Annotated in this window: 14 protein-coding genes; 11 read left to right on the plus strand and 3 right to left on the minus strand. The window is 71.2% G+C overall.

All coding sequences use genetic code 11. The annotated features are described in order from the left end of the window. Positions 1–160: 160 nt before the first annotated feature. From H293_RS0114565 to H293_RS0114600, 9 genes are all read left to right on the plus strand, one after another. The gene (locus tag H293_RS0114565; protein ID WP_199790161.1) at positions 161–2,854 is read left to right on the plus strand and encodes a protein kinase; all 2,694 of its coding nucleotides are present in this window, start codon (positions 161–163) and stop codon (positions 2,852–2,854) included. Between the two features lie 152 nt (positions 2,855–3,006). Then, complete coding sequence (locus tag H293_RS0114570; protein ID WP_020118598.1) at positions 3,007–4,701, plus strand: serine/threonine-protein kinase; 1,695 nt, start codon at positions 3,007–3,009, stop codon at positions 4,699–4,701. Positions 4,702–5,419: 718 nt separating this feature from the next. Next, positions 5,420–7,099 carry a serine/threonine-protein kinase gene (locus H293_RS0114575; protein WP_020118600.1) on the plus strand — a complete coding sequence of 560 codons (1,680 nt, stop codon included), beginning with the start codon at positions 5,420–5,422 and terminating at the stop codon, positions 7,097–7,099. Positions 7,100–7,221: 122 nt separating this feature from the next. After that, complete coding sequence (locus H293_RS0114580) at positions 7,222–8,793, plus strand: serine/threonine-protein kinase (RefSeq protein ID WP_020118601.1); 1,572 nt, start codon at positions 7,222–7,224, stop codon at positions 8,791–8,793. A 15-nt stretch (positions 8,794–8,808) separates the two neighbouring features. Then, on the plus strand, positions 8,809–9,165 hold the full coding sequence (locus tag H293_RS61650; protein ID WP_078612576.1) for a DUF3710 domain-containing protein: 357 nt from the start codon (positions 8,809–8,811) through the stop codon (positions 9,163–9,165). Continuing rightward, a complete protein-coding gene (locus H293_RS0114585) occupies positions 9,069–9,314 on the plus strand; it encodes a DUF3710 domain-containing protein (RefSeq protein ID WP_259294471.1) in 246 nt (81 codons plus the stop codon). Before H293_RS61650 ends, H293_RS0114585 begins: the two co-directional genes overlap by 97 nt. A 33-nt stretch (positions 9,315–9,347) precedes the next feature. Next, on the plus strand, positions 9,348–10,283 hold the full coding sequence (locus H293_RS0114590) for a serine/threonine-protein kinase (RefSeq protein ID WP_020118603.1): 936 nt from the start codon (positions 9,348–9,350) through the stop codon (positions 10,281–10,283). Between the two features lie 126 nt (positions 10,284–10,409). Then, positions 10,410–12,023: a succinic semialdehyde dehydrogenase gene (locus H293_RS0114595; protein ID WP_020118604.1), complete on the plus strand. Its 1,614-nt coding sequence runs from the start codon at positions 10,410–10,412 to the stop codon at positions 12,021–12,023. A 28-nt stretch (positions 12,024–12,051) separates the two neighbouring features. Then, on the plus strand, positions 12,052–13,830 hold the full coding sequence (locus H293_RS0114600) for a GMC oxidoreductase (protein WP_020118605.1): 1,779 nt from the start codon (positions 12,052–12,054) through the stop codon (positions 13,828–13,830). A gap of 158 nt (positions 13,831–13,988) precedes the next feature. Here the strand turns inward: H293_RS0114600 and H293_RS59170 are convergent, their stop codons facing one another. Beyond that, positions 13,989–15,017, minus strand: a complete 1,029-nt coding sequence (locus H293_RS59170; RefSeq protein ID WP_020118606.1) for an LPXTG cell wall anchor domain-containing protein — start codon at positions 15,015–15,017, stop codon at positions 13,989–13,991. Between the two features lie 178 nt (positions 15,018–15,195). Here H293_RS59170 and H293_RS0114610 point away from each other — a divergent pair, with 178 nt between their 5' ends. Further along, the gene (locus H293_RS0114610) at positions 15,196–16,341 is read left to right on the plus strand and encodes a hypothetical protein (protein ID WP_020118607.1); all 1,146 of its coding nucleotides are present in this window, start codon (positions 15,196–15,198) and stop codon (positions 16,339–16,341) included. A 535-nt stretch (positions 16,342–16,876) separates the two neighbouring features. On the opposite strand, the gene H293_RS0114615 is transcribed toward H293_RS0114610, so the two are convergent. Then, positions 16,877–17,131 carry a chorismate mutase gene (locus tag H293_RS0114615; RefSeq protein ID WP_020118608.1) on the minus strand — a complete coding sequence of 85 codons (255 nt, stop codon included), beginning with the start codon at positions 17,129–17,131 and terminating at the stop codon, positions 16,877–16,879. Between the two features lie 314 nt (positions 17,132–17,445). Here H293_RS0114615 and guaA point away from each other — a divergent pair, with 314 nt between their 5' ends. Next, on the plus strand, positions 17,446–19,023 hold the full coding sequence (gene guaA, locus H293_RS0114620; protein WP_020118609.1) for a glutamine-hydrolyzing GMP synthase: 1,578 nt from the start codon (positions 17,446–17,448) through the stop codon (positions 19,021–19,023). 3 nt (positions 19,024–19,026) lie between these two features. Here the strand turns inward: guaA and H293_RS0114625 are convergent, their stop codons facing one another. Then, complete coding sequence (locus tag H293_RS0114625; RefSeq protein WP_020118610.1) at positions 19,027–19,494, minus strand: pyridoxamine 5'-phosphate oxidase family protein; 468 nt, start codon at positions 19,492–19,494, stop codon at positions 19,027–19,029. Positions 19,495–19,555 lie beyond the last annotated feature (61 nt).

Consider the following 19,555-nt stretch of genomic DNA (forward strand, 5'->3'; position numbering starts at 1 on the left):
AACGGTCATGTGTTTGAGCCCTGATATCTGGAATCCCCTCTTTGCGGGTTGCCTCCGGCACGTATCGTGAGTGTTCGTGGACCGTCCGCATCCAGGTTCGGATACGGAACGGGCCGCTAGGCGAACGGAATTGACCAACCGGGCGGCCGGGGGAGGCAACGTGGACGACTATGCGGGTCGGGTGCTCGCCGACCGCTACCGCCTGCCGCTGCCCCCGTCCGACGAGTACGAACTCACCGAGACACGCGCCTTCGACACCTACAGCGGTCAGGAAGTCCTGGTCAGGCAGGTCCCGTTGCCCGAGGTCGTCGAGGCCGAGGTGCTCGACGCGGAGGGGCTGCCCGACGGGTTCACCGCCCGCGACCCCCGCGGTGCGCGGCGGACCCCGGGGCGGCGCGGCGCGCGCCGGCCCACCGAGCCCGCCGTGCGGCGGGCCGTCGAGGCCGCGCAGGCCGCCGCCCGGATTCCCGACCATCCGCGCCTCGACCAGGTCTTCGACGTGTTCGCCGAGGGCGGTTCGCTGTGGGTCGTCAGCGAGTTGGTGGCCGCGCGGCCGCTGTCGGCGCTGCTCACCGAGAAGCCGCTGACTCCGTACCGGGCGGCCGAGGTCGCCTCCGACGTGCTCATGGCGCTGAGGGTGCTGCACGCGCACGGCTGGGTGCACCGCAACATCACCGCCCGCACGGTGCTCGTCTGCGACGACGGCCGGGTCATGCTGACCGGCCTCGCGGTCGGCGCCGCCGAGGAGGCACTGTGCGGATACGACCCCGTGCCGGCCGAGGCGGGTGAATGGGGCTCCGGAGGCGGGGAGCCCGGGGCGGACGACGGCACGGTCGGTGGGACGGACGGGCGTGGGGGGCCCGGTGCACTCCCGGTTCCCGGACAGTCGACGGGCCCGAACGGCGGGCCGGGCGGTGCTCGTACGGCGGTCGAGGACGGCGTCGCCGACGCGGCCTTCGGACTGGGCGCCCGGAGCGCCGGGCCGGGCCCGGGCGATGCCGTCACCTTCGGCGGAGGCGATCCCGAGGCCGCCCGGCGGGCCGCGATCGAGGCCCGGGAGGCCCGCGGGCTGCCCAGCGCCGGCGTGGAGACGGCGAACGCGAACGGGAACGGCGCGTCGGCCGAACTGGTCCGCAGGGAGCCCGACGGCGGTACGGACATCCGCGCGGCGCGGGCCGGGGCGATCGCCGCCTATCGCGCGGGCGCACGGGCCGCGGCCCGGGTCCAGGAGGCGCAGAACGGCAGGGCCGCCCTGCCCGGAGCCCGCCCCGCACCGGAGGCCGACCCCGCCGCACGGACGCGGGGCGCCGACCCCGCCGTACAGCCGAACGTCAGGTCGCAGTCGCCCTATCCCTCGGCCAACGGCCTTGCGCAGCCGTCGTATCCGGGCCTGGACGGCGTTGAGCAGGTGCCCGGCGCCGGGGCCGGGGCTCCGGGGCGGACAGCCGACCCCTACGGAGTGCGACCCACCCCCTGGCACGGTGCCGTGCCGCGCGGTGCGGGTGCGGTGCCCGTGGGGGAGGGACCCGTCGCCGACGCTGCGCCCGCCGTGGAGCAGGCGCCGGCGCCCACCCGTTGGGAGGACCTCCCGCCCACCGATGCCCCCGCCCGCCGCGGCCCCGCCACCGCGCTCGCGGCCGAGCGGGCACGGCAGGCCAGGATGGCAGTGGTGGGGCCCGTCACCGAGCGCTGGGCGCCGGAGCAGGCCGGGCCGGTGCACGAGAACTGGCAGCTCGCCGCACCCATCGGTCCCGCGACGGATCTGTGGGCGCTCGGGGCGTTGTTGTTCCGGGCCGTCCAGGGGCACGCGCCCTATCCCGAGGAGTCGACGGCCGAGCTGGTGCAGTTGGTGTGCGCCGAGCCGCCCGCTTTCGCGGAGGAGTGCGGGCCGCTCAGGCCGGTCGTGGAGACGTTGCTGCGGCAGGACCCGACCGAGCGGCTGGACTTCGAGGAACTGCGCGGCTGGCTGCGGTCGCTGGTGCGGTCAGCGCCCGAGCCGGAGGCCGGCGCCCATGTGGTCGCCGCGCCGCCCGTGGACGCGAGCCGGCTGCCGATCGTGCGGCGCCGGGGCGAGTTGGTGCGCAGGCGGCGCGCCGGGCTGCCCGCGACGCACGGGCGGCACAAGCGGGCCCGGGAGGAGGCCCCTTCACCCCGTCGGCTCGGCCGCAATCTGCTGCTGCTCATCCTGCTGGTGATGGCCGCGGCGATCGCGTACGCCATGTACTTCATGCCGAAGTCGGGCCCCGACGACAAGGGCGCCGGCAAGGAGACGGGGTCCACCAGCCAGGCCGGTACGGCGCAGTCCCCCGAGGCGGGCGGTGAGCCCCGGCCCGAGCCGACCACCCCCGAGCCGTCGCAGTCCAGTGGTGCCGCCGAGACCCAGACCGCCGGGCCGGAGGTCGCCGACGGCTTCACGCTGCGCACGGACCCCGAGGGCTTCAAGGTCGCCGTGGCAGCCGGCTGGGACCGCACGCCGAGGAACGGCCGTGGACAAGTGGTCTACTCGCACGGCGACTTCGAGCTCATCGTCGTCCCCGGGCGCGACACCGCGGCCGCCAACGGCGAGGATCCGATGGCCTATCAGCGGGACAAGGAGCCCGAGCTCCAGCCGTACCGCGACTCCAGTTGGGCCACCGCCACCGGGCTGAAGTCGATCCAGGTGGGCACCAGGAGCATGGCCGAGGGGCAGTTCACCTGGACCGACGGCGACGGGCGTGAGCTGTACGTGCGCAATCTCGCGATCCTGATCGGCGGAAAGTACCACGTGGTGCAGGTGCGCGGGCCCGAGGCGGAGCGGGACGAGGTGACCCGGCTCTACGAGCAGGCGTCGGCCACGTACCAGGTGACCGGCTGACGGACGCCGTACGGGCGGCGCGGGTTCACTCGTGCTTCGCGGAAGCGACAACCGTCACAGTGAGGTCTCCTTGACGCCCCCCTGGTTCCCCTCGGCGCGGGCCGGTCCTTAGTCTGACTGCGTCAAGAGCATTGCGGGGAAACGTGAATCAGATGCAGGGCCTGCTCCTCGCGGGGCGCTACCGGCTCGCCGACCCGATAGGCAAGGGCGGCATGGGCCGGGTCTGGCGTGCCCACGACGAGGTGCTGCACCGGGCCGTGGCGATCAAGGAGTTGACCGCCGCGCTCTATGTTTCCGAGAGCGACCAGGCCGTTCTGCTCGCCCGTACCCGCGCCGAGGCCCGCGCGGCCGCCCGGATCAACCACTCGGCCGTAGTCACCGTGCACGACGTGCTCGACCACGACGGCCGGCCCTGGATCGTGATGGAGCTGGTCGAGGGCCGCTCGCTGGCCGACGCCGTCAAGGAGGACGGCCGTATCGAGGCGCGTGAGGCGGCCCGAATCGGGATGTGGGTACTGCGGGCCCTGCGCGCCGCGCACTCCGCAGGCGTCCTGCACAGGGATGTGAAACCCGGCAACGTCCTCCTCGCGCGGGACGGCCGTGTCCTGCTCACCGACTTCGGGATCGCCCAGATCGAGGGCGACACCACCATCACCCGTACCGGCGAGGTCGTCGGCTCGGTCGACTACCTCGCCCCCGAGCGGGTCCGAGGCGCCGACCCCGGCCCGTCCGCCGACCTGTGGGCGCTCGGCGCCACGCTCTACACGGCGGTCGAGGGACGCTCGCCGTTCCGCCGTACGACCCCGCTGACCACCATGCAGGCCGTCGTGGACGAGGAACCCGCCGAGCAGCGCAACGCCGGTCCGCTCGGGCCCGTCATCGCCGCCCTGCTGCACAAGGACCCCGCCGTGCGGCCCGACGCGGCCGAGGCCGAGCAGATGCTCGCCGAGGCGGCGGAGGGACGGCGCTCGGCGGCTGCGCAGGCGTATGTGCCGACGGGGTCGGTGCGGTACGAGACGGGGAGCGCGACCGCCGGTGTCGGCACCGGAACCGGTACCCGGCCGGTGCAGACGGCCGCTGCCACGCCCTACCCCTCGGCCGTTGGCACGCCCTACCCCCCGGTCACGGCCACGCCCTACCCTCCGGTCACGGCCGCGCCCTACCCTCCGGTCACGGCCGCGCCCGTGCGGCGGAAGCCGCGGCGCCTGCGCACGGTCGCCCTGCTGGTCGCCCTCGCGGCGATCGTCGGCGCGGGTACCTTCGTCGCGTTGCAGCAGTTCGGTACGGCCGGCCTCACCGGCTCCGGCGCCGCCTCGCAGACTCCGAGCGCCACTCCGACCGATCAGGGCGACCAGCCGGGGGTTCCCGCCGACTGGCAGCGCCACAACGATCCGGCGGGCTTCACCATCTACCTGCCCCAGGGATGGAAGCGGTCCATCTCCATCGACCAGGACGGCCTCACGCAGGTCGACTACTCGCCCGACCAGGGCAAACACCTCGTGCGCGTCGCCGTCGACACCGCCCCGGACTTCACGACCTCGTACGAGCACATGCGCAACCTGAACGCGCAGATCTCAGGGCTGCAGAACTACCAGCAGCTGAGCCTCAAGAAGGCGCTCTTCCGCGACCTGCCCGGCGCGCGCTGGGAGTACACGTGGAATGCGCTGGCCAAGGACCCGCCGCATTACTTCGCGGCTCCCTACCACGCCATCGATGTCGGGTTCATGGAACGCGACGGCACCGAGTACGCCATCTACGCGTCGTCGCCGACCGCCGACTGGGCCACCACACGTAAGCAGTTCGACTTGATTCTGCGGAGCTGGCAAGAGGGCGACGTGCAGCAGTGAGAGCAACACGCCTTCGGCGGAGCTCCGTACGCTGGCTCCGCCGAACAGGATCGTGAAGGTGGACCGGATTGTCGTGCGGGGGGGGCTCAGGCCCAATCCGAGCAAGTGAGCTCGCCGACTATGTGGTCCCCCTCAAAGACCGCCACGTGCACACCGACATCGCGGAGCGAACCATCCGCCGTATTCATGACGCCTGGGCCAATAGGTTACGTTGGGAAGGTTGTTGGTGGAGATGAGCTGAATGGCCACATGATGGCCATCGGCAGCGGTGTCCTTGACCCAACCGCTGATGTCCACGTAATTGCTCGACCAATTGGTGAATGTCATGCTCCCCGTGGCGCCGGTTGTGGAGCACGAGGCGCCGCCACTCGCTGCGCTGGCACTGGTCACCGTGGTCGTGGCGAATATGGCCACCGCCGCGACACCCGTGACCGAAAGGCGCTTCCATGTGTTTCCCATGGGGGAACGCCAAGGCTTCCATGATTCACAAGACAGCAAGATTCCAGTCACCCGGTTTGCCGAATATCGGGCGTATGTCCTGGTGTTGTGCCACGCTTTGCCTCCATTCAGAAACGGGTCACGGCTGGAAAGGGGCGCTCTTGGGCGCGAGTGAGCTCGAGCTCGGCGTGGCGCTGGATCACCACCTCCGGGAGGGTGATTCCCACTTGGCCGGTCAGCGTCCCGGAAGGGGTCCGTCCGGCGCGGCATCATGGGGCGCATGAGCACCCCGGGGGACGACTTCCGCGTGATCGCGGGCCGCTACCGCCTGGAGGCGAGGATCGGCCGCGGCGGCATGGGCGTGGTGTGGCGCGCGACCGACCAGCTGCTCGGCCGGCAGGTCGCCGTCAAGGAGATCCCGCTCGACGAGACGCTCTCCGCCGAGGACGCCCGGCTCCAGCGGGACCGCACCCTGCGGGAGGCCGGCGCGGTCGCCCGGCTGAGTCACCCGCACATCATGGTGGTCCACGACGTCGTCGAGCAGGACGAACGGCCGTACATCGTCATGGAGTTGATCGACGGCGGCTCCCTCGCCGACCGGATCTCCGCGCACGGCCCGGTCGACGCCGCCGAGGCCGCCCGGATCGGCGCCGACCTGCTGAGCGCGCTGCGCGCGGCGCACGCGGCCGGGGTGCTGCACCGGGACATCAAGCCCGCCAACGTGCTCGTCGAGTCCGGCACCGGCCGGGTCGTCCTCACCGACTTCGGCATCGCCCAGGTCGCGGGCGCCACCACCCTCACCGAGACCGGCTCATTCGTCGGCTCGCCCGAGTACACCGCGCCCGAGCGGATGTCCGGGGCCAGGACCGGCCCGGAGGCCGACCTGTGGTCCCTGGGCGCGCTGCTGTGCACGGTCCTCAGCGGTGAATCGCCTTTCCGGCGCGACTCGTTGGGCGGCATCCTGCACGCCGTCGTCATCGACGAGATCCGGCCGCCCGCGCAGGCCGGGCCCCTCCTTCCGGTCGTACGGGGCCTGCTGGAGCGGGATCCCGAGCGGCGGCTGGACGCGGTGGAGGCGGAGCGGATGCTGCGGGCCTTCCTGGAGACGGGCCGCACCCCTCCCCGGCGGGCTCCCGAGCGCGCGTACACGCCGACCCAGCGGGATCTTCCGCTACGGCGGCCCCCAGCGCCCGAGCGGTCGAGAAGCGGCGGGCTCCTGGCGTCCGTCCGGTCGAGGCGGGGCGTGCCCGCGGCGGCGCTGCTGGTGGCCGTGCTGGCGGGAGCGGGGGTGTCGGCGGCGGTGCTGCTGATGGACCGGGACGGCCGGGACGGGGGTACGACGGCCGGCAGTTCCGCGCCCGGGAAGCCGGGTGGGCCGGCGTCCGGGTCGGCCGGTGGTTCGTCGCAGGAGACGCCAGGTGGTTCGTCGCAGGGGACGCCCGGTGGTTCGGCGCCGGGGTCGTCCGCGGGCAGCTCCACCGGAACGGCGGAGCCCGCACCCACCGCGACCCTGCCCTCCGCTCCCTCCGGTTACCACGTCGCCCAGGACCCCGCCGGGTTCGCGCTGGCCGTGCCCGACGGGTTCAGGCGTGAGCCGCAGGGGGAGCGGGTCTTCTACCTGTCCTCCGGGGAGACCTTCCGCCTCGGCGTCAAGGCCACCGATCCCCAGCCCGGTGGCCCGCTGGGCGTGATGCGGCGCGCGGCCGCCAAGGGGCCGGAGGCCAACCCCGGTTACCGCGACGGGCGGGTCACCTCGGTCACGCACCGCGGACACCCCGCCGCGTTCTGGGAGTTCACCTGGGACGGCTTCAGCGCGGCCGAGGGCGCCCGGCACACCTACGACGTGTGCTGGGAGGAGAACGGGCGGCTGTACGACGTGTGGGTGTCGGCGCCGGTCGGCAAGGTGCGGGAGGCCAAGGAGCACTTCGACGTGGCCGTGGACACGTTCACCGTGCGGTAGGGATACCGCACAACGCGCGGTTGGGATACCGCACACCGCGCGGTAGGGGATACGTCACGGGTGTGTGACCGGAACGCGTCACCTCTGGCTGCCTGCCTGTCTGGCGCGATATGGATGAACCCATGAGCAGCAGCGGGGGAGTCGGCCACGAGTCCGACGAGACGACGAGTTATGTTCTGCAACCTCCCAGACCCCCTCAGCAGGAGTCGGGCGTCGGCCGGCTCATCGCGGGCCGGTACCGGCTGCTCGCCAAGCTCGGGCACGGCGGGATGGGCACGGTGTGGCGGGCCAAGGACGAGACGGTGGACCGCGAGGTGGCCGTCAAGGAACCCCGCGTCCCGGACCATCTCCCGGAACGCGAACGAGGCAACGCTTTCGAGCGGATGCGGCGGGAGGCCCGTGCCGCGGCCCGGCTGGATCACCCCTCGGTCGTGAACGTGCACGACGTGGCGGTCGTGGACGGCCGGCCGTGGATCGTGATGGAGCTGGTGCAGGGCCGTTCGCTGGGTGACGCGTTGCAGGAGGGCACTCTCGGGGCACGGGAAGCGGCGAGAATCGGCCTCGACGTGCTCGGCGCGCTGGAGGCCGCGCACGCGGCGGGCATCCTGCACAGGGATGTGAAACCGGACAACGTCCTCCTCGGCCGCCATGACCGGGTCGTCCTCACCGACTTCGGCATCGCCCAGATCGAGGGCGAGACCAGCCTGACCGACACCGGAGGCTTCGTCGGCTCGCCCGAGTTCATCGCCCCCGAGCGGGTGCTGGGCCAGCGTCCCGGTCCCGCCTCCGACCTCTGGTCCCTCGGTGTGGTCCTGTACGCGGCGACGGAGGGCGTCTCGCCGTTCCGCCGCAGCAACACCCCCGCGACCCTCCAGTCCGTCCTCAACGCCACGCCCGCGCCGCCCGCCGCCGCGCACGGCCCGCTGGCCGACGCCATCAACGGCCTCCTCCAGAAGGACCCGGCGCGCCGCCCGAACGCCGCGCAGGTCAGGGCACTTCTGGAGGCCACCGCCCACCCGCCCGTCCCGGAGCCCACGCAGATCGTGCGGACCCTGGAGGTCCCGGTGCGCGGTGGTCTCCGGCTGGGCCGCAAGGCGTGGTTCGGGCTCGGCGCGGCGGTCGTCGCGACCGCGCTGGCGGCGTATCTGGTGATCGCGGACCCCTTCGCGGGACCACTGCCGGACGGCTGGACGACGAAACACACCAAGGACGTGGCCGCGACGCTGGCGGTGCCGGCGGACTATCAGCCCACCACGCCCGACCGGAAGACGGACAAGACCCACTGGATCAGGTACACCGACTACAGCGGCGGCATCTGGATCCGCCTGAGCCTGCAGCGCAGGGCCGAGGACACCGCGCACAACATCGCGGGGTCCGCGGCGGCCGAGATGTACGACGACGACGGCCAGTTCAAGGAGAGCGGCGATTACGACCTCAGCATGCCGGACACCGCGAAGACCCGGCCCGAGGACCAGACGTACCAGGGCCGGAAGGCCGCCAAGAACACCGTCACGTACAACACCACCGACAGCCAGAACTCCCGCCCGCGCGAACTCCAGATCTTCTACTACCGGACCACCACCGGCGACATGTACAAGCTCACCGTCAGCTATCCGGGCAAGGGGGACTTCACGAAGAGGGGGCGGGAGGTCGCCAGGACGGCGATCGCGAATGTGGGGGTGGACCGGCTCTGAGGCGGGGGACGGGACATGTGCGAAGACGAAAGCAGCGGTGCCGTCGGACCGTGGGACGAGAGCGATGCCCGTCGGCCGCGGGGCGGTGAGCTGGTCGATCTCGGGGGCCTGTTGGTGCCGACCCGGGCCGGAGCGGAGATGCGGCTCATGACATCCCGTGACGGCTCCCTCGTCGCCGTCGCCGTCATCCGTGGCCGGACGGCGATCCAGCTTCAGGCGTTCCGCACGCTGGGGGACACCTCCTGGCGACCGTCCGTGAGGATCTGGCCCGTTCGGTGCGCGGTCGGGCGGTCGGGGCGGTCTCGCGGAGGAGTCAGGCCACGCGCGTGCTCGGCCACGACGGTCCGGGGTGGATCCTGCGGGGCTTCGTGACGGGAGTCGGCGCGGAACCCGACAACACCGAGGAGTGGCCCTACGACACCTTCCAGGGCACCGTCGTCCGTATGCCGGCCGAGCCCCGGGGCACCGCACCCTCGTCCGGCTGCGCCGGCCGGAGTCCGGTGTCTGAGCCCGCCGCTTAGACAAGGGCATGACCCGCACGGTACTCATGTGCCATGAGTGAAGACGGCGAACTCCCGCTCGACGGACGTCTGATCGGTGGGCGTTACCGGCTCGTCGAGCGGGTCGGCTCCGGGCCGAACGGCACGGTGTGGCGGGCACGTGACGAGCAGGACGAGCGGTACGTCGCCGTCAAGGAGCCCCGGCTGACCGGGGATCCCGAGGACGAGGAGCGGCGTCGGGCCGCGCACCGGCTGCCGCACGAGGCCCGGGCCGCCGCACAGGTCGACCATCCGGCGGCCGTCGCCATTCACGACGTACTCCTCGACGACGAACTGCCCTGGATCGTCATGGAGTTGGTGGAAGGGGAGTCGCTGGACGCGGCTCTGGCCGGGCGGGGGCCGCTGGCGGACGCCGAGGCCGCCCGGATCGGGCTCGCCGTCCTCGGCGCGCTGCACGCAGCCCACCGCGTGGGCATCGTCCACCGCGACCTGAAGCCGTCCAACGTCCTCCTGGAGGCCCGGAGCGGACGGGTCGTCGTCACCGACTTCGGGATCGGCGGCGCCGGACACTCCGGTGGCCGGGAGACCTCCACGGCGTTCGCCGCCCCGGAGTGCGCGTCGGGGCCCGGCGCGGGGCCCGCCTCCGATCTGTGGTCGTTGGGGGCGCTGCTGCGTGCGGCCGTGGCGGACCCGCAGTCCGGTCGGCTGGGGCCACTGCTGCAGCGGCTCCTCGTCACCGAGCCGGAGGAGCGGCCCCTGCCGGAGGACGTCGCCCGGGTGCTGGCCGAGGTCGCCGGGACGGGTCTGCCGAGGTGGGCCGAGGAAACAGTCGCTTCGCCTGCGGCCGCGGAGACGCCCACCTCGGCACCAGCCCAGGAAGCCCCGGCACCCACCCCCGCTCTCTCCACCTCCATCACCCATGAACCCCGTCGCCTCTCCGCCCTCTCCGCCCTCGGCCTCCTGCTGCAGAAAAAACCCGAACGCGGCTGATCAACCCTGCCCAACCCCCTGATCAGCACATTCACCGCCAGTCATCACTGGCAAGGTGTGTGTATGTCGTGAGCGCCCGTTACCGACGGGTACCCAAAGCCCCCGCTCCCGCATACCCTGCGGCTCATGACGGACGCGCAGGCCCCGGCCAAGACCGGCACGAACCCCCTCGCCCCCGCCCCGGAGGGCGCCCGTACCGCGGCCGACGTGGTTACCCCGGAGCTGGTCGCCCAGCTCACCAAGGGGGTGAGCGGGTCCGGCCGTACCGCCAACCACACGCCGTTCACCGGCGAGAAGCTGGCCGACCTGCCCGAGTCGACGCCCGAGGACGTGGAGAAGGCGTTCGAGGCGGCCCGCCGGGCACAGGCGGTGTGGGAGCAGACCCCCGTACGGCAGCGCGCGGCCGTCCTGCTCCGCTTCCACGACCTGATCCTGGAGCGCCAGGCGGAGGTCCTCGACCTCATCCAGCTGGAGACCGGCAAGGCCCGGCTGCACGCCCACGAGGAGGTGCAGGCGGTCGCCGTGGCCGCCCGGCACTACGGCCGCAAGGCCCCCGCGTATCTGCGGCCGAAGCGGCACACCGGGGCCGTGCCCACCCTCACCAAGGTCACCGAACTGCGTCACCCGCGCGGTGTCGTCGGCCAGATCGCCCCCTGGAACTACCCGCTCGAACTGTCCGTCGGCGACGCGCTCCCCGCCTTCGTCGCGGGCAACGCCGTCGTCATGAAGCCGGACACCGAGACCTGCCTGACCGCCCTGTGGGCGCGGGATATGCTGATCGAGGCGGGCCTGCCCGCCGAGGTGTTCCAGGTCGTCCTCGGCGACGGCCCCGTCGTCGGCCCCGAGGTCGTCCGGCACGCCGACTACGTCTCCTTCACCGGCTCCACCCGCACCGGCCGCGAGGTCGCCCAGGGCGCCGCCGCCCGTCTGGTCGGTGTCTCGCTCGAACTCGGCGGCAAGAACGCCATGCTGGTCCTCCAGGACGCCGACATCGAGAAGGCCGCCGCCGGTGCCGTCCGCGCCTGCTTCTCCTCCGCCGGCCAACTCTGCATCTCCATCGAGCGGTTGTACGTCCACGAGTCGATCGCGGACGCGTTCCTGGAGCGTTTCGCCGCCCGTACGAAGGCCATGCGGCTCGGCACGTCCCTCGCCTACGGTGCCGACATGGGCTCCCTGGTCGGGGAGCGGCAGCTGGAGACCGTCACCCGGCATGTCGAGGAGGCCGTGTCCAAGGGGGCGAAGGTCGTCGCCGGCGGTGTCGCCCGCCCGGACATCGGCCCGTACTTCTTCGAGCCGACCATCCTCGACGACGTCACCGAGCCCATGGCGGTCTGCGCCGAGGAGACCTTCGGCCCGGTCGTCTCCCTCTACCGCTTCAAGACCGAGGACGAGGCGGTCCGGCTCGCCAACTCCACGCCGTACGGGCTCAATTCGTCGGTGTGGACGAAGGACGGCAAGCGCGGTCGCGAGATCGCCTCCCGGGTACGGGCCGGCACCGTCAACGTCAACGAGGGATACGCCTCCGCCTACGGCAGCGTCCAGTCCCCGATGGGCGGCATGAAGGACTCCGGCCTCGGCCGCCGGCACGGCTCCGAGGGCATCCTCAAGTACACCGAGGCCCAGACGGTCGCCCAGCAGCGGCTGCTGCCGATGGCGCCCTCGCTGGGGATGGACGACGAGAAGTACGCCCAGTTCATGAGCCGGAGCCTGAAGGTGATGAAGGCCTTCCGCTTCAAGTAGAAACGTTCGTTCTCAACGAGGAGAGCACGTGCCACAGGACACCTACGACTACGACGTCATCGTCGTCGGCTCCGGCTTCGGCGGCAGCGTCACCGCCCTCCGCCTCACCGAGAAGGGCTACCGCGTAGGTGTCCTGGAAGCCGGCCGCCGCTTCACCCGCGAGACGCTTCCCAAGAACTCCTGGGACCTGAAGAACTACCTCTGGGCGCCGAAGCTCGGCATGTTCGGCATCCAGCGCATCCACCTGCTGGGCAACGTCATGGTCCTCGCGGGGGCGGGCGTCGGCGGCGGCTCCCTCAACTACGCCAACACCCTCTACGTCCCCCCGAAGCCCTTCTTCGAGGACCCGCAGTGGCGTGACATCACGGACTGGCAGGAGGAGTTGAAGCCGTACTACGACCAGGCCCGGCGCATGCTGGGCGTGCGGCTCAACCCGACGATGACCCCCTCCGACGTCCACCTGAAGGCGGCCGCGGAGCGGATGGGCGTCGGCGACACCTTCCACATGGCCCCGGTCGGCGTCTTCTTCGGCGACGGCGAGGACGCGGAGGGCACGCGGAAAGCCGCCCCCGGCGAGCAGGTCGACGACCCCTACTTCGGCGGCGCGGGCCCTTCCCGCAAAGCCTGCATCGAGTGCGGCGAGTGCATGACCGGTTGCCGGCACGGCGCCAAGAACACCCTGAACGAGAACTACCTCCACCTCGCCGAGAAGGCGGGCGCGGTCGTCCACCCCCTCACCACCGTCGTGTCGGTCACGGACGACTCCCAGGGCGGCTACGCGATCGCGACCCTGCCCACCGACGACCGCCGCAAGGCTGGCGGCCGCACCTTCAAGGCCCGCAAGGTCGTCATCGCCGCCGGCACCTACGGCACCCAGACCCTGCTGCACCGCATGAAGGCGGGCGGTCAACTGCCGTACATCTCGTACCGGTTGGGCGAGCTCACCCGGACCAACTCCGAGGCCCTGGTCGGAGCTCAGACCGACAACCGCCGCTACCGCAAGGCGACCGGTGCGCCGAAGGTCGACTTCACCCAGGGCGTCGCCATCACCTCGTCCATCCACCCGGACGAGAACACCCATATCGAGCCGGTCCGCTACGGCAAGGGCTCCAACTCGATGGGCGGTCTGTCCATCCTCCAAGTCCCGTACGCCGAGGGCTCGTCGAGGGTCCTGGCCTGGCTGGCGAACGCGGCGAGGCACCCGCTGCTCGTGCTGCGCTCCCTCTCCAACCGCCGCTGGTCGGAGAAGACCATCATCGGCCTGGTCATGCAGTCGCTGGACAACTCCCTGACGACGTACCTGAAACCGGACGGCGTCGGCAAGGGACTGCTCACCGCGCGCCAGGGCCACGGCGCCCCCAACCCCAAGCAGATCAGGGCCGCTTCGAAGGCCGCGTCCGCGATCGCCGCCGACATCAACGGCTTCGCCGGCTCCAATGTCGGCGAGCTGATGGGGGCCCCGCTCACCGCTCACTTCCTCGGCGGCTGCCCCATCGGCGCCTCCCGCGACACCGGTGTGATCGACCCGTACCACCGGCTCTACGGCCACCCCGGGATCTCGGTCGTCGACGGCGCCGCGGTCTCCGCCAACCTCGGCGTGAACCCCTCGCTGACCATCACCGCGCAGGCCGAGCGGGCGATGTCCTACTGGCCCAACAAGGGCGAGGAGGACCCGCGTCCGGCGCAGGGCGAGGCGTACGTCCGTCTCAGCGCCGTCGAGCCCAAGGCGCCGGCGGTCCCGGCGGAGGCCTTCGGCGCGCTGAAGCTGCCGTTCCTGGGCATACCGGCGGTCCCGAAGAAGTCGTAGCCCACGAAAAGCACAAAGAGCAAGGACAAAGAGCAAGGACAAAGAGCAAGGACAAAGAGCAAGGACAAAGAGCAAGGACAAAGAGAAGGACCCGCACCCCCCTCCGAGTGCGGGTCCTTCTCCTGTCCTGCGTCAAGCGGTGTCCACCGCGCTACGACTCAGGCGTGGGCGCCGGCCGCACCCTTGCGCCGCTTCACCGCGAAGACCACACCGGTACCGGCGACGACGGCGAAGCCGCCGACGAGGCCGAGGACCGGCAGGGCCGAGCTCGAACCGGTCTCGGCGAGCTGGCCGTCCACGTCGACGCCGTTGACGTCGGAGATGGGGCTCTTGCCACCGGTCTGCGGCTTGGTGTCGTTAGGCTTGCCGGCGTCGGAACCGGCCGGCAGGACCTCGAAGTAGTAGATGCCCATGTTCTCGTCGGCGGAGACCCAGCAGCCCTTGTCGTCCGAGTACTCGGCGAGACCGATGGCGATGCCGATCGCGCTCGGGACCTCACGGTCGACCTTCACGCGCAGCTGGTAGCTGAGGGAGTCGCCGCCGTCGAGGTCGAAGGCGTTGAACGAGCCGCCCTCGCCGAACTGCGTGGCCACGTCGACCCAGCTGCCGCCCTGCTTCACCTGCACGGTGACCAGGTCGCTGTAGTCCTTCTCGAAGTCCCAGTCGACCGCCCCGACGCCGACGATGGGCTGAATGTCCTTGATCGTCTCGTCGCCGGAGTTGCTGACGTTGAACTTGAAGTTCGTCCAGCCGCTGCCCGCCACGATGCTCTCGGGCAGACCGGTCAGCGAGCTGTGCAGCACGTCGCTGTCGCTGATGACCGGGTCGTCGTCCTCGTCGACCTCGCACTGGTCGACGGGCTCGTCGCTCGTGCTCGGGGAGGGGCTGGCGCTGGTGGTGGCCGAGCTGGACGCGCTCGCGGACGGGCTGCTGCTCGTGGTGGCCGAGCTGGACGCGCTGGTCGAGGGGGTGCTGTCGGCGGGCGTGCTCGCCGGGTCCGCCGGGGTCGACGCCGGGTCCGCGGGGGTGCTCGCGGGGTCCGTCGGGGTGTTCTCGCCTGCGGGCGTGCTCTCGGCCGCGGCCGGCGTGGGGGACTCGTCCGCGAAGGCGCTCGGCGCGGCGAACAGGGCCAGCGGCGCTATCGCGGCGGTCGCGGCCGCGGCGGCCAGTGCACGACGAAGCTTCATGAAGACCTCGGAAGTCAGGTGCGCCGCACAGTGCGCGGCACGCGTCAGGGAGAGGCCTCCGCGTGTGGGGCGCGGGTGGGGCCCTTGATTCGTGAGGTTTGATCCATGAACCCTGTGAAAGGTTGTGCAGGCATTCACAGAAAACTTATGTGGGCTGAGTCACACACGGGTTCTCCTTGTGAACGGGCTTTCCAAGGCCCTAGAACTGACCGACGTGTCAGAAGACCCCAAGATCCCGGACGACGTCTGGGCACAGTTCGCCCGTGACACCGAACGGGACATCCGAGACTCCGCCCCCAAGGAACCCTCCGCACGGGCCCGTGAGGTGACGGAGCGACTGCGGCGACAGGAAGCGCGCGGCGAACTGCCGGAGGGCTGGCGCACCGGACCGGCCTGGCAGCAGAAGAAGAGCCGACGGGGCCTGTGGAGCGTCCTCGCTGTCGCCGTCGCGGCCGGGGTGGCCGTCGTGGCGGTGAAGCCCTCGCTGGTGCCGGGTGACCCCTTCGGCGCCAGGATCACCTCTTCCGGGGCCGCGTCCTCCCCGCTGCCGCAGGAGACGGCGGCACCGACCGCCGCGCCCTCCGCCGAGCCCTCACAGGTCCCCACCCTGGACGACCCGTTCGCCGGTTCGCCCGCCAAGCGCTGGGCCGACGGGGCCGCCGGGATCGCCGTACCGAAGGCGAAGCCCGTCGGCGGCCGGTCCGAGGCCAAGGTCCAACAGGCACTGGAGCTGACCAAGAAGCTCCTCGTCGAGTCCAACCTCGACCCGGCGACGCTGCGCGGCGAACGGCCCCGGGTGGCGCTCGATGTGCTGGACCCGCAGCAGAAGGACGTCCGCGGACTCCTGGAGACCGGCCTGCGCAAGCCGGACGAGAAGCACGACCCGCTGTGGATGTTCAGCCGCTTCGACCCCGGGGAGGTCCGGCCGGTCGGCGAGGTCGTGAAGACCCGGGGCCGTATGACCTTCAAGGCCGGCGACCACGCCTCCGTGGCCGTGCACGCCGACTACACCTTCGTCTACCCGGTCGTGCAGACCAACGGCTCCACCGAGGTCACCCGCACCATCATCCGCCGGATCCTCGACGTGGAGATCTCGGACCCGGCCAAGTACCGGGTCACCCCGGGCAAGCTCAACGTCGTGAACTGGGACCAGGACATCAACAACTCGGCCTGCGAGGTGTACGACGGCTATCTGCACCCGTCGTTCAGCTCGGCCGAACCCACGGGACCTGACCCCACCGGACCGACCTCGGACCCGTACGACCGCAGCAAGCCCCTCGACGTGAACCGTGACAAGAGCTGCGGAACCGTCTCCCGCGTCTGACCCCTGAAATCCGGGCATGGGAAGGGCCCCGCGGGACGGAGTCGCGGGGCCCTTCTTTCGTCAGCACCGACGTCAGGGCAGCGCCGGTGCCTGGGAGCGGCGCCGGGGGGTTGCGCCGCTTGCTCTGCGTGCCGTCGTGCTCGCCGCCCCTGTTGGTCTGGACCTTTGGCAGTACGGCGAGACAAAACGAATACGGTTGTCTGCGGAGGGACTTGGGGGCTTTCTAGGCATCGTGCTGGATGGGCGCGGCCTCCGCAACCGTTTGACCCAGCCTTGTGCCGGTACTTACCCCGCCGGCCGGCCCCGGGCGTCCCCGGAGCCGGCCGTTCTCTTGGGTGACCGGGCTGCTGTCCCCTGCCGTCCGGTCACTTCCTGGAGCGAGGTCCCACGGCGCACGGCGTGATCCGTGCGCCTCATCGCTCCAGCGAGCCACGCGTGGTTCTGTCGGGCCCGCCCCTGGCTGGCACGGACACCACCACCAACGAGGCGGTGCGGGCCGCGGTCACGCGCCGTACGGGTGAGGTGGGGCCCGAACTCAGATGCGACCGCGGCTCAGTTCGAGCAGCGTCATGGCGAGGGAGGTGCCTGGCCTGCCGAGGGCGTCGCGGTAGCGGCCGAGGATCTCCATCTCGCGGGCGAGGTGGACCCGTCGGCCGCCGGAGGCGAGCCGGGTCCGCTGGACCACGGACGAGACGGCCATCCGTTCCTGGATCAGACCGATGATCCGGTCGTCGAGCGCGTCGATGCGCTCACGGGCGTCCGCGATGGTCGCTTCCGGTGTGGTGGTCACGTAGGGCTCCTGGGTGGGGTGGATGCCCCGGAGCGGCAAGGTCCGGAAAACACGGGCGCCCCGGACCTTGTCGGCCCGGGGCGCCTGGGAAGTCGCTTGTCAGTTGCTCAAGCAGCACGACCATGGCAGCCGGCGGGCCGGGTGCCATAGGTAAACAGGAAGGTCGTCTGCGGGAGCATGGCAGCAGTATGCCGGGCCCTCGGGGAGTGTCCAAGCCGGCTCGCATCCTGAGACGAGCCAGGCCCCGATCCGGCCCCGCGGCTCCCGGTAGACTCGCTACCACACACACCTCGCTCACCGCCGGAAGGCAACCCGTGTCATCAGCGAACCCCGCCGCCGCCCCCGACACCGTCCTGGTCGTCGACTTCGGTGCGCAGTACGCCCAGCTCATCGCCCGCCGTGTCCGCGAGGCCCGGGTCTACAGCGAGATCGTGCCGAGCACCATGCCGGTCGCGGAAATGCTCGCCAAGAACCCGGCGGCGATCATCCTCTCCGGCGGCCCCTCGTCGGTGTACGCGGAGGGCGCCCCGCGCCTGGACCGCGAGCTGTTCGAGGCCGGTGTCCCGGTCTTCGGCATGTGCTACGGCTTCCAGCTGATGGCCACCACCCTCGGCGGCACCGTCGACAACACCGGCGCGCGTGAGTACGGCCGTACACCCCTGCACGTCTCGAAGTCCGGCTCGACCCTGTTCGAGGGCACCCCGGACGAGCAGTCGGTGTGGATGTCCCACGGCGACGCCTGCTCCGCCGCCCCCGAGGGCTTCACCGTGACCGCGTCCACGGACGTCGTCCCGGTCGCCGCCTTCGAGAACGACGAGAAGAAGCTCTACGGCGTCCAGTACCACCCCGAGGTCATGCACTCCACGCACGGCCAGCAGGTGCTTGAGCACTTCCTGTACCGGGGCGCCGGTCTGAAGCCGGACTGGACCACCGGCAATGTGATCGAGGAGCAGGTCGCCGAGATCCGCTCGCGCGTCGGCGACAAGCGCGCGATCTGCGGTCTCTCCGGCGGTGTGGACTCCGCAGTGGCCGCGGCCCTGGTCGCACGGGCCATCGGCTCCCAGCTGACCTGCGTGTACGTCGACCACGGCCTGATGCGCAAGGGCGAGACCGAGCAGGTCGAGAAGGACTTCGTGGCCGCGACCGGCGTGAAGCTGGTCGTCGTCGACGCGGAGGAGCGCTTCCTGACCGCGCTCAAGGGTGTCTCCGACCCCGAGGAGAAGCGGAAGATCATCGGCCGGGAGTTCATCCGGGTCTTCGAGCAGGCCCAGGCGGAGATCATCGCGGACGAGGGTCCGGCGGTGGAGTTCCTCGTCCAGGGCACGCTCTACCCGGACGTCGTCGAGTCCGGTGGCGGCACCGGCACCGCCAACATCAAGTCCCACCACAATGTCGGCGGCCTTCCCGAGGACCTCGAGTTCCAGCTGATCGAGCCGCTGCGCAAGCTGTTCAAGGACGAGGTGCGGATGGTCGGCCAGGAGCTCGGGCTCCCCGACGAGATCGTCCAGCGCCAGCCGTTCCCCGGCCCCGGCCTCGGCATCCGCATCGTCGGCGAGGTCACCAAGGAGCGCCTGGACCTGCTGCGCGACGCCGACGCCATCGCCCGCGAGGAGCTCACCGCGGCCGGCCTCGACCGCGACATCTGGCAGTGCCCGGTGGTCCTGCTCGCGGACGTCCGCTCCGTCGGCGTCCAGGGCGACGGCCGCACCTACGGCCACCCGATCGTCCTGCGCCCGGTGTCGAGCGAGGACGCCATGACGGCCGACTGGTCGCGACTGCCGTACGAAGTCCTCGCGAAGATCTCGACGCGGATCACCAACGAGGTGGCCGACGTCAACCGCGTGGTGCTCGACGTGACGTCGAAGCCGCCGGGGACGATCGAGTGGGAGTAGGCCCTACGCGCGCTTTCGGGTGCGCAGGGGTTCGCCGGGCCGCCAGAACTGGACGACGAGGTACGTGTCGTCCTCGACGTAGGTCCTCACGACCTCGGTGAGTTCGGTGCGGAAGAGGTGGAACGGCTCCGGCGGTTCCACCTCTTCGGTGTATCCGGCCTTGGCCGCGGAGTCCTCGACCTCGATCGCCCGCCCCGCGATCCGTACGTCGCCGCCGCCCATCCCGGTGCCTTCCCCCGGATTCGCCTGGAGCGCGAAACGCGGGTCCCGGCGCAGGTCTCGCGCCTTGAGCGAGTCCGGCATCATGCCAAGCCAGAGCTCGCCGTTCAGGAAGCGGACCTCCAGGCCGGTGGTGCGGGGGGAGCCGTCCTTGCGGAGGGTCGCGAGGGTGTGGTGTGTGAAGGCGCCGAAGCGGTCTTCGACCGTCCTGGCGAGGTCGGGCTCCGTGGCGGAGAAATCTGCCCAGTTCATATCGGGCAGTCTGGCGTCGATATGCGACATCTTCTGTCAGGTATCCGCTGTGTGCGTCATC

Origin of the sequence: Streptomyces canus 299MFChir4.1, from assembly GCF_000383615.1 — a bacterium.
GTDB lineage: Bacteria > Actinomycetota > Actinomycetes > Streptomycetales > Streptomycetaceae > Streptomyces > Streptomyces canus_C.

Bases quoted from the DNA above. Each gene is read 5' to 3' on its own strand.
- H293_RS0114570 (WP_020118598.1), top strand. From the start codon at position 3,007: ATGCAGGGCCTGCTCCTCGCGGGGCGCTACCGGCTCGCCGACCCGATA.
- H293_RS59170 (WP_020118606.1), bottom strand. From the start codon at position 15,017: ATGAAGCTTCGTCGTGCACTGGCCGCCGCGGCCGCGACCGCCGCGATA.
- H293_RS0114595 (WP_020118604.1), top strand. From the start codon at position 10,410: ATGACGGACGCGCAGGCCCCGGCCAAGACCGGCACGAACCCCCTCGCC.
- H293_RS61650 (WP_078612576.1), top strand. From the start codon at position 8,809: ATGTGCGAAGACGAAAGCAGCGGTGCCGTCGGACCGTGGGACGAGAGC.
- H293_RS0114590 (WP_020118603.1), top strand. From the start codon at position 9,348: ATGAGTGAAGACGGCGAACTCCCGCTCGACGGACGTCTGATCGGTGGG.
- H293_RS0114625 (WP_020118610.1), bottom strand. From the start codon at position 19,494: ATGAACTGGGCAGATTTCTCCGCCACGGAGCCCGACCTCGCCAGGACG.
- H293_RS0114580 (WP_020118601.1), top strand. From the start codon at position 7,222: ATGAGCAGCAGCGGGGGAGTCGGCCACGAGTCCGACGAGACGACGAGT.
- H293_RS0114575 (WP_020118600.1), top strand. From the start codon at position 5,420: ATGAGCACCCCGGGGGACGACTTCCGCGTGATCGCGGGCCGCTACCGC.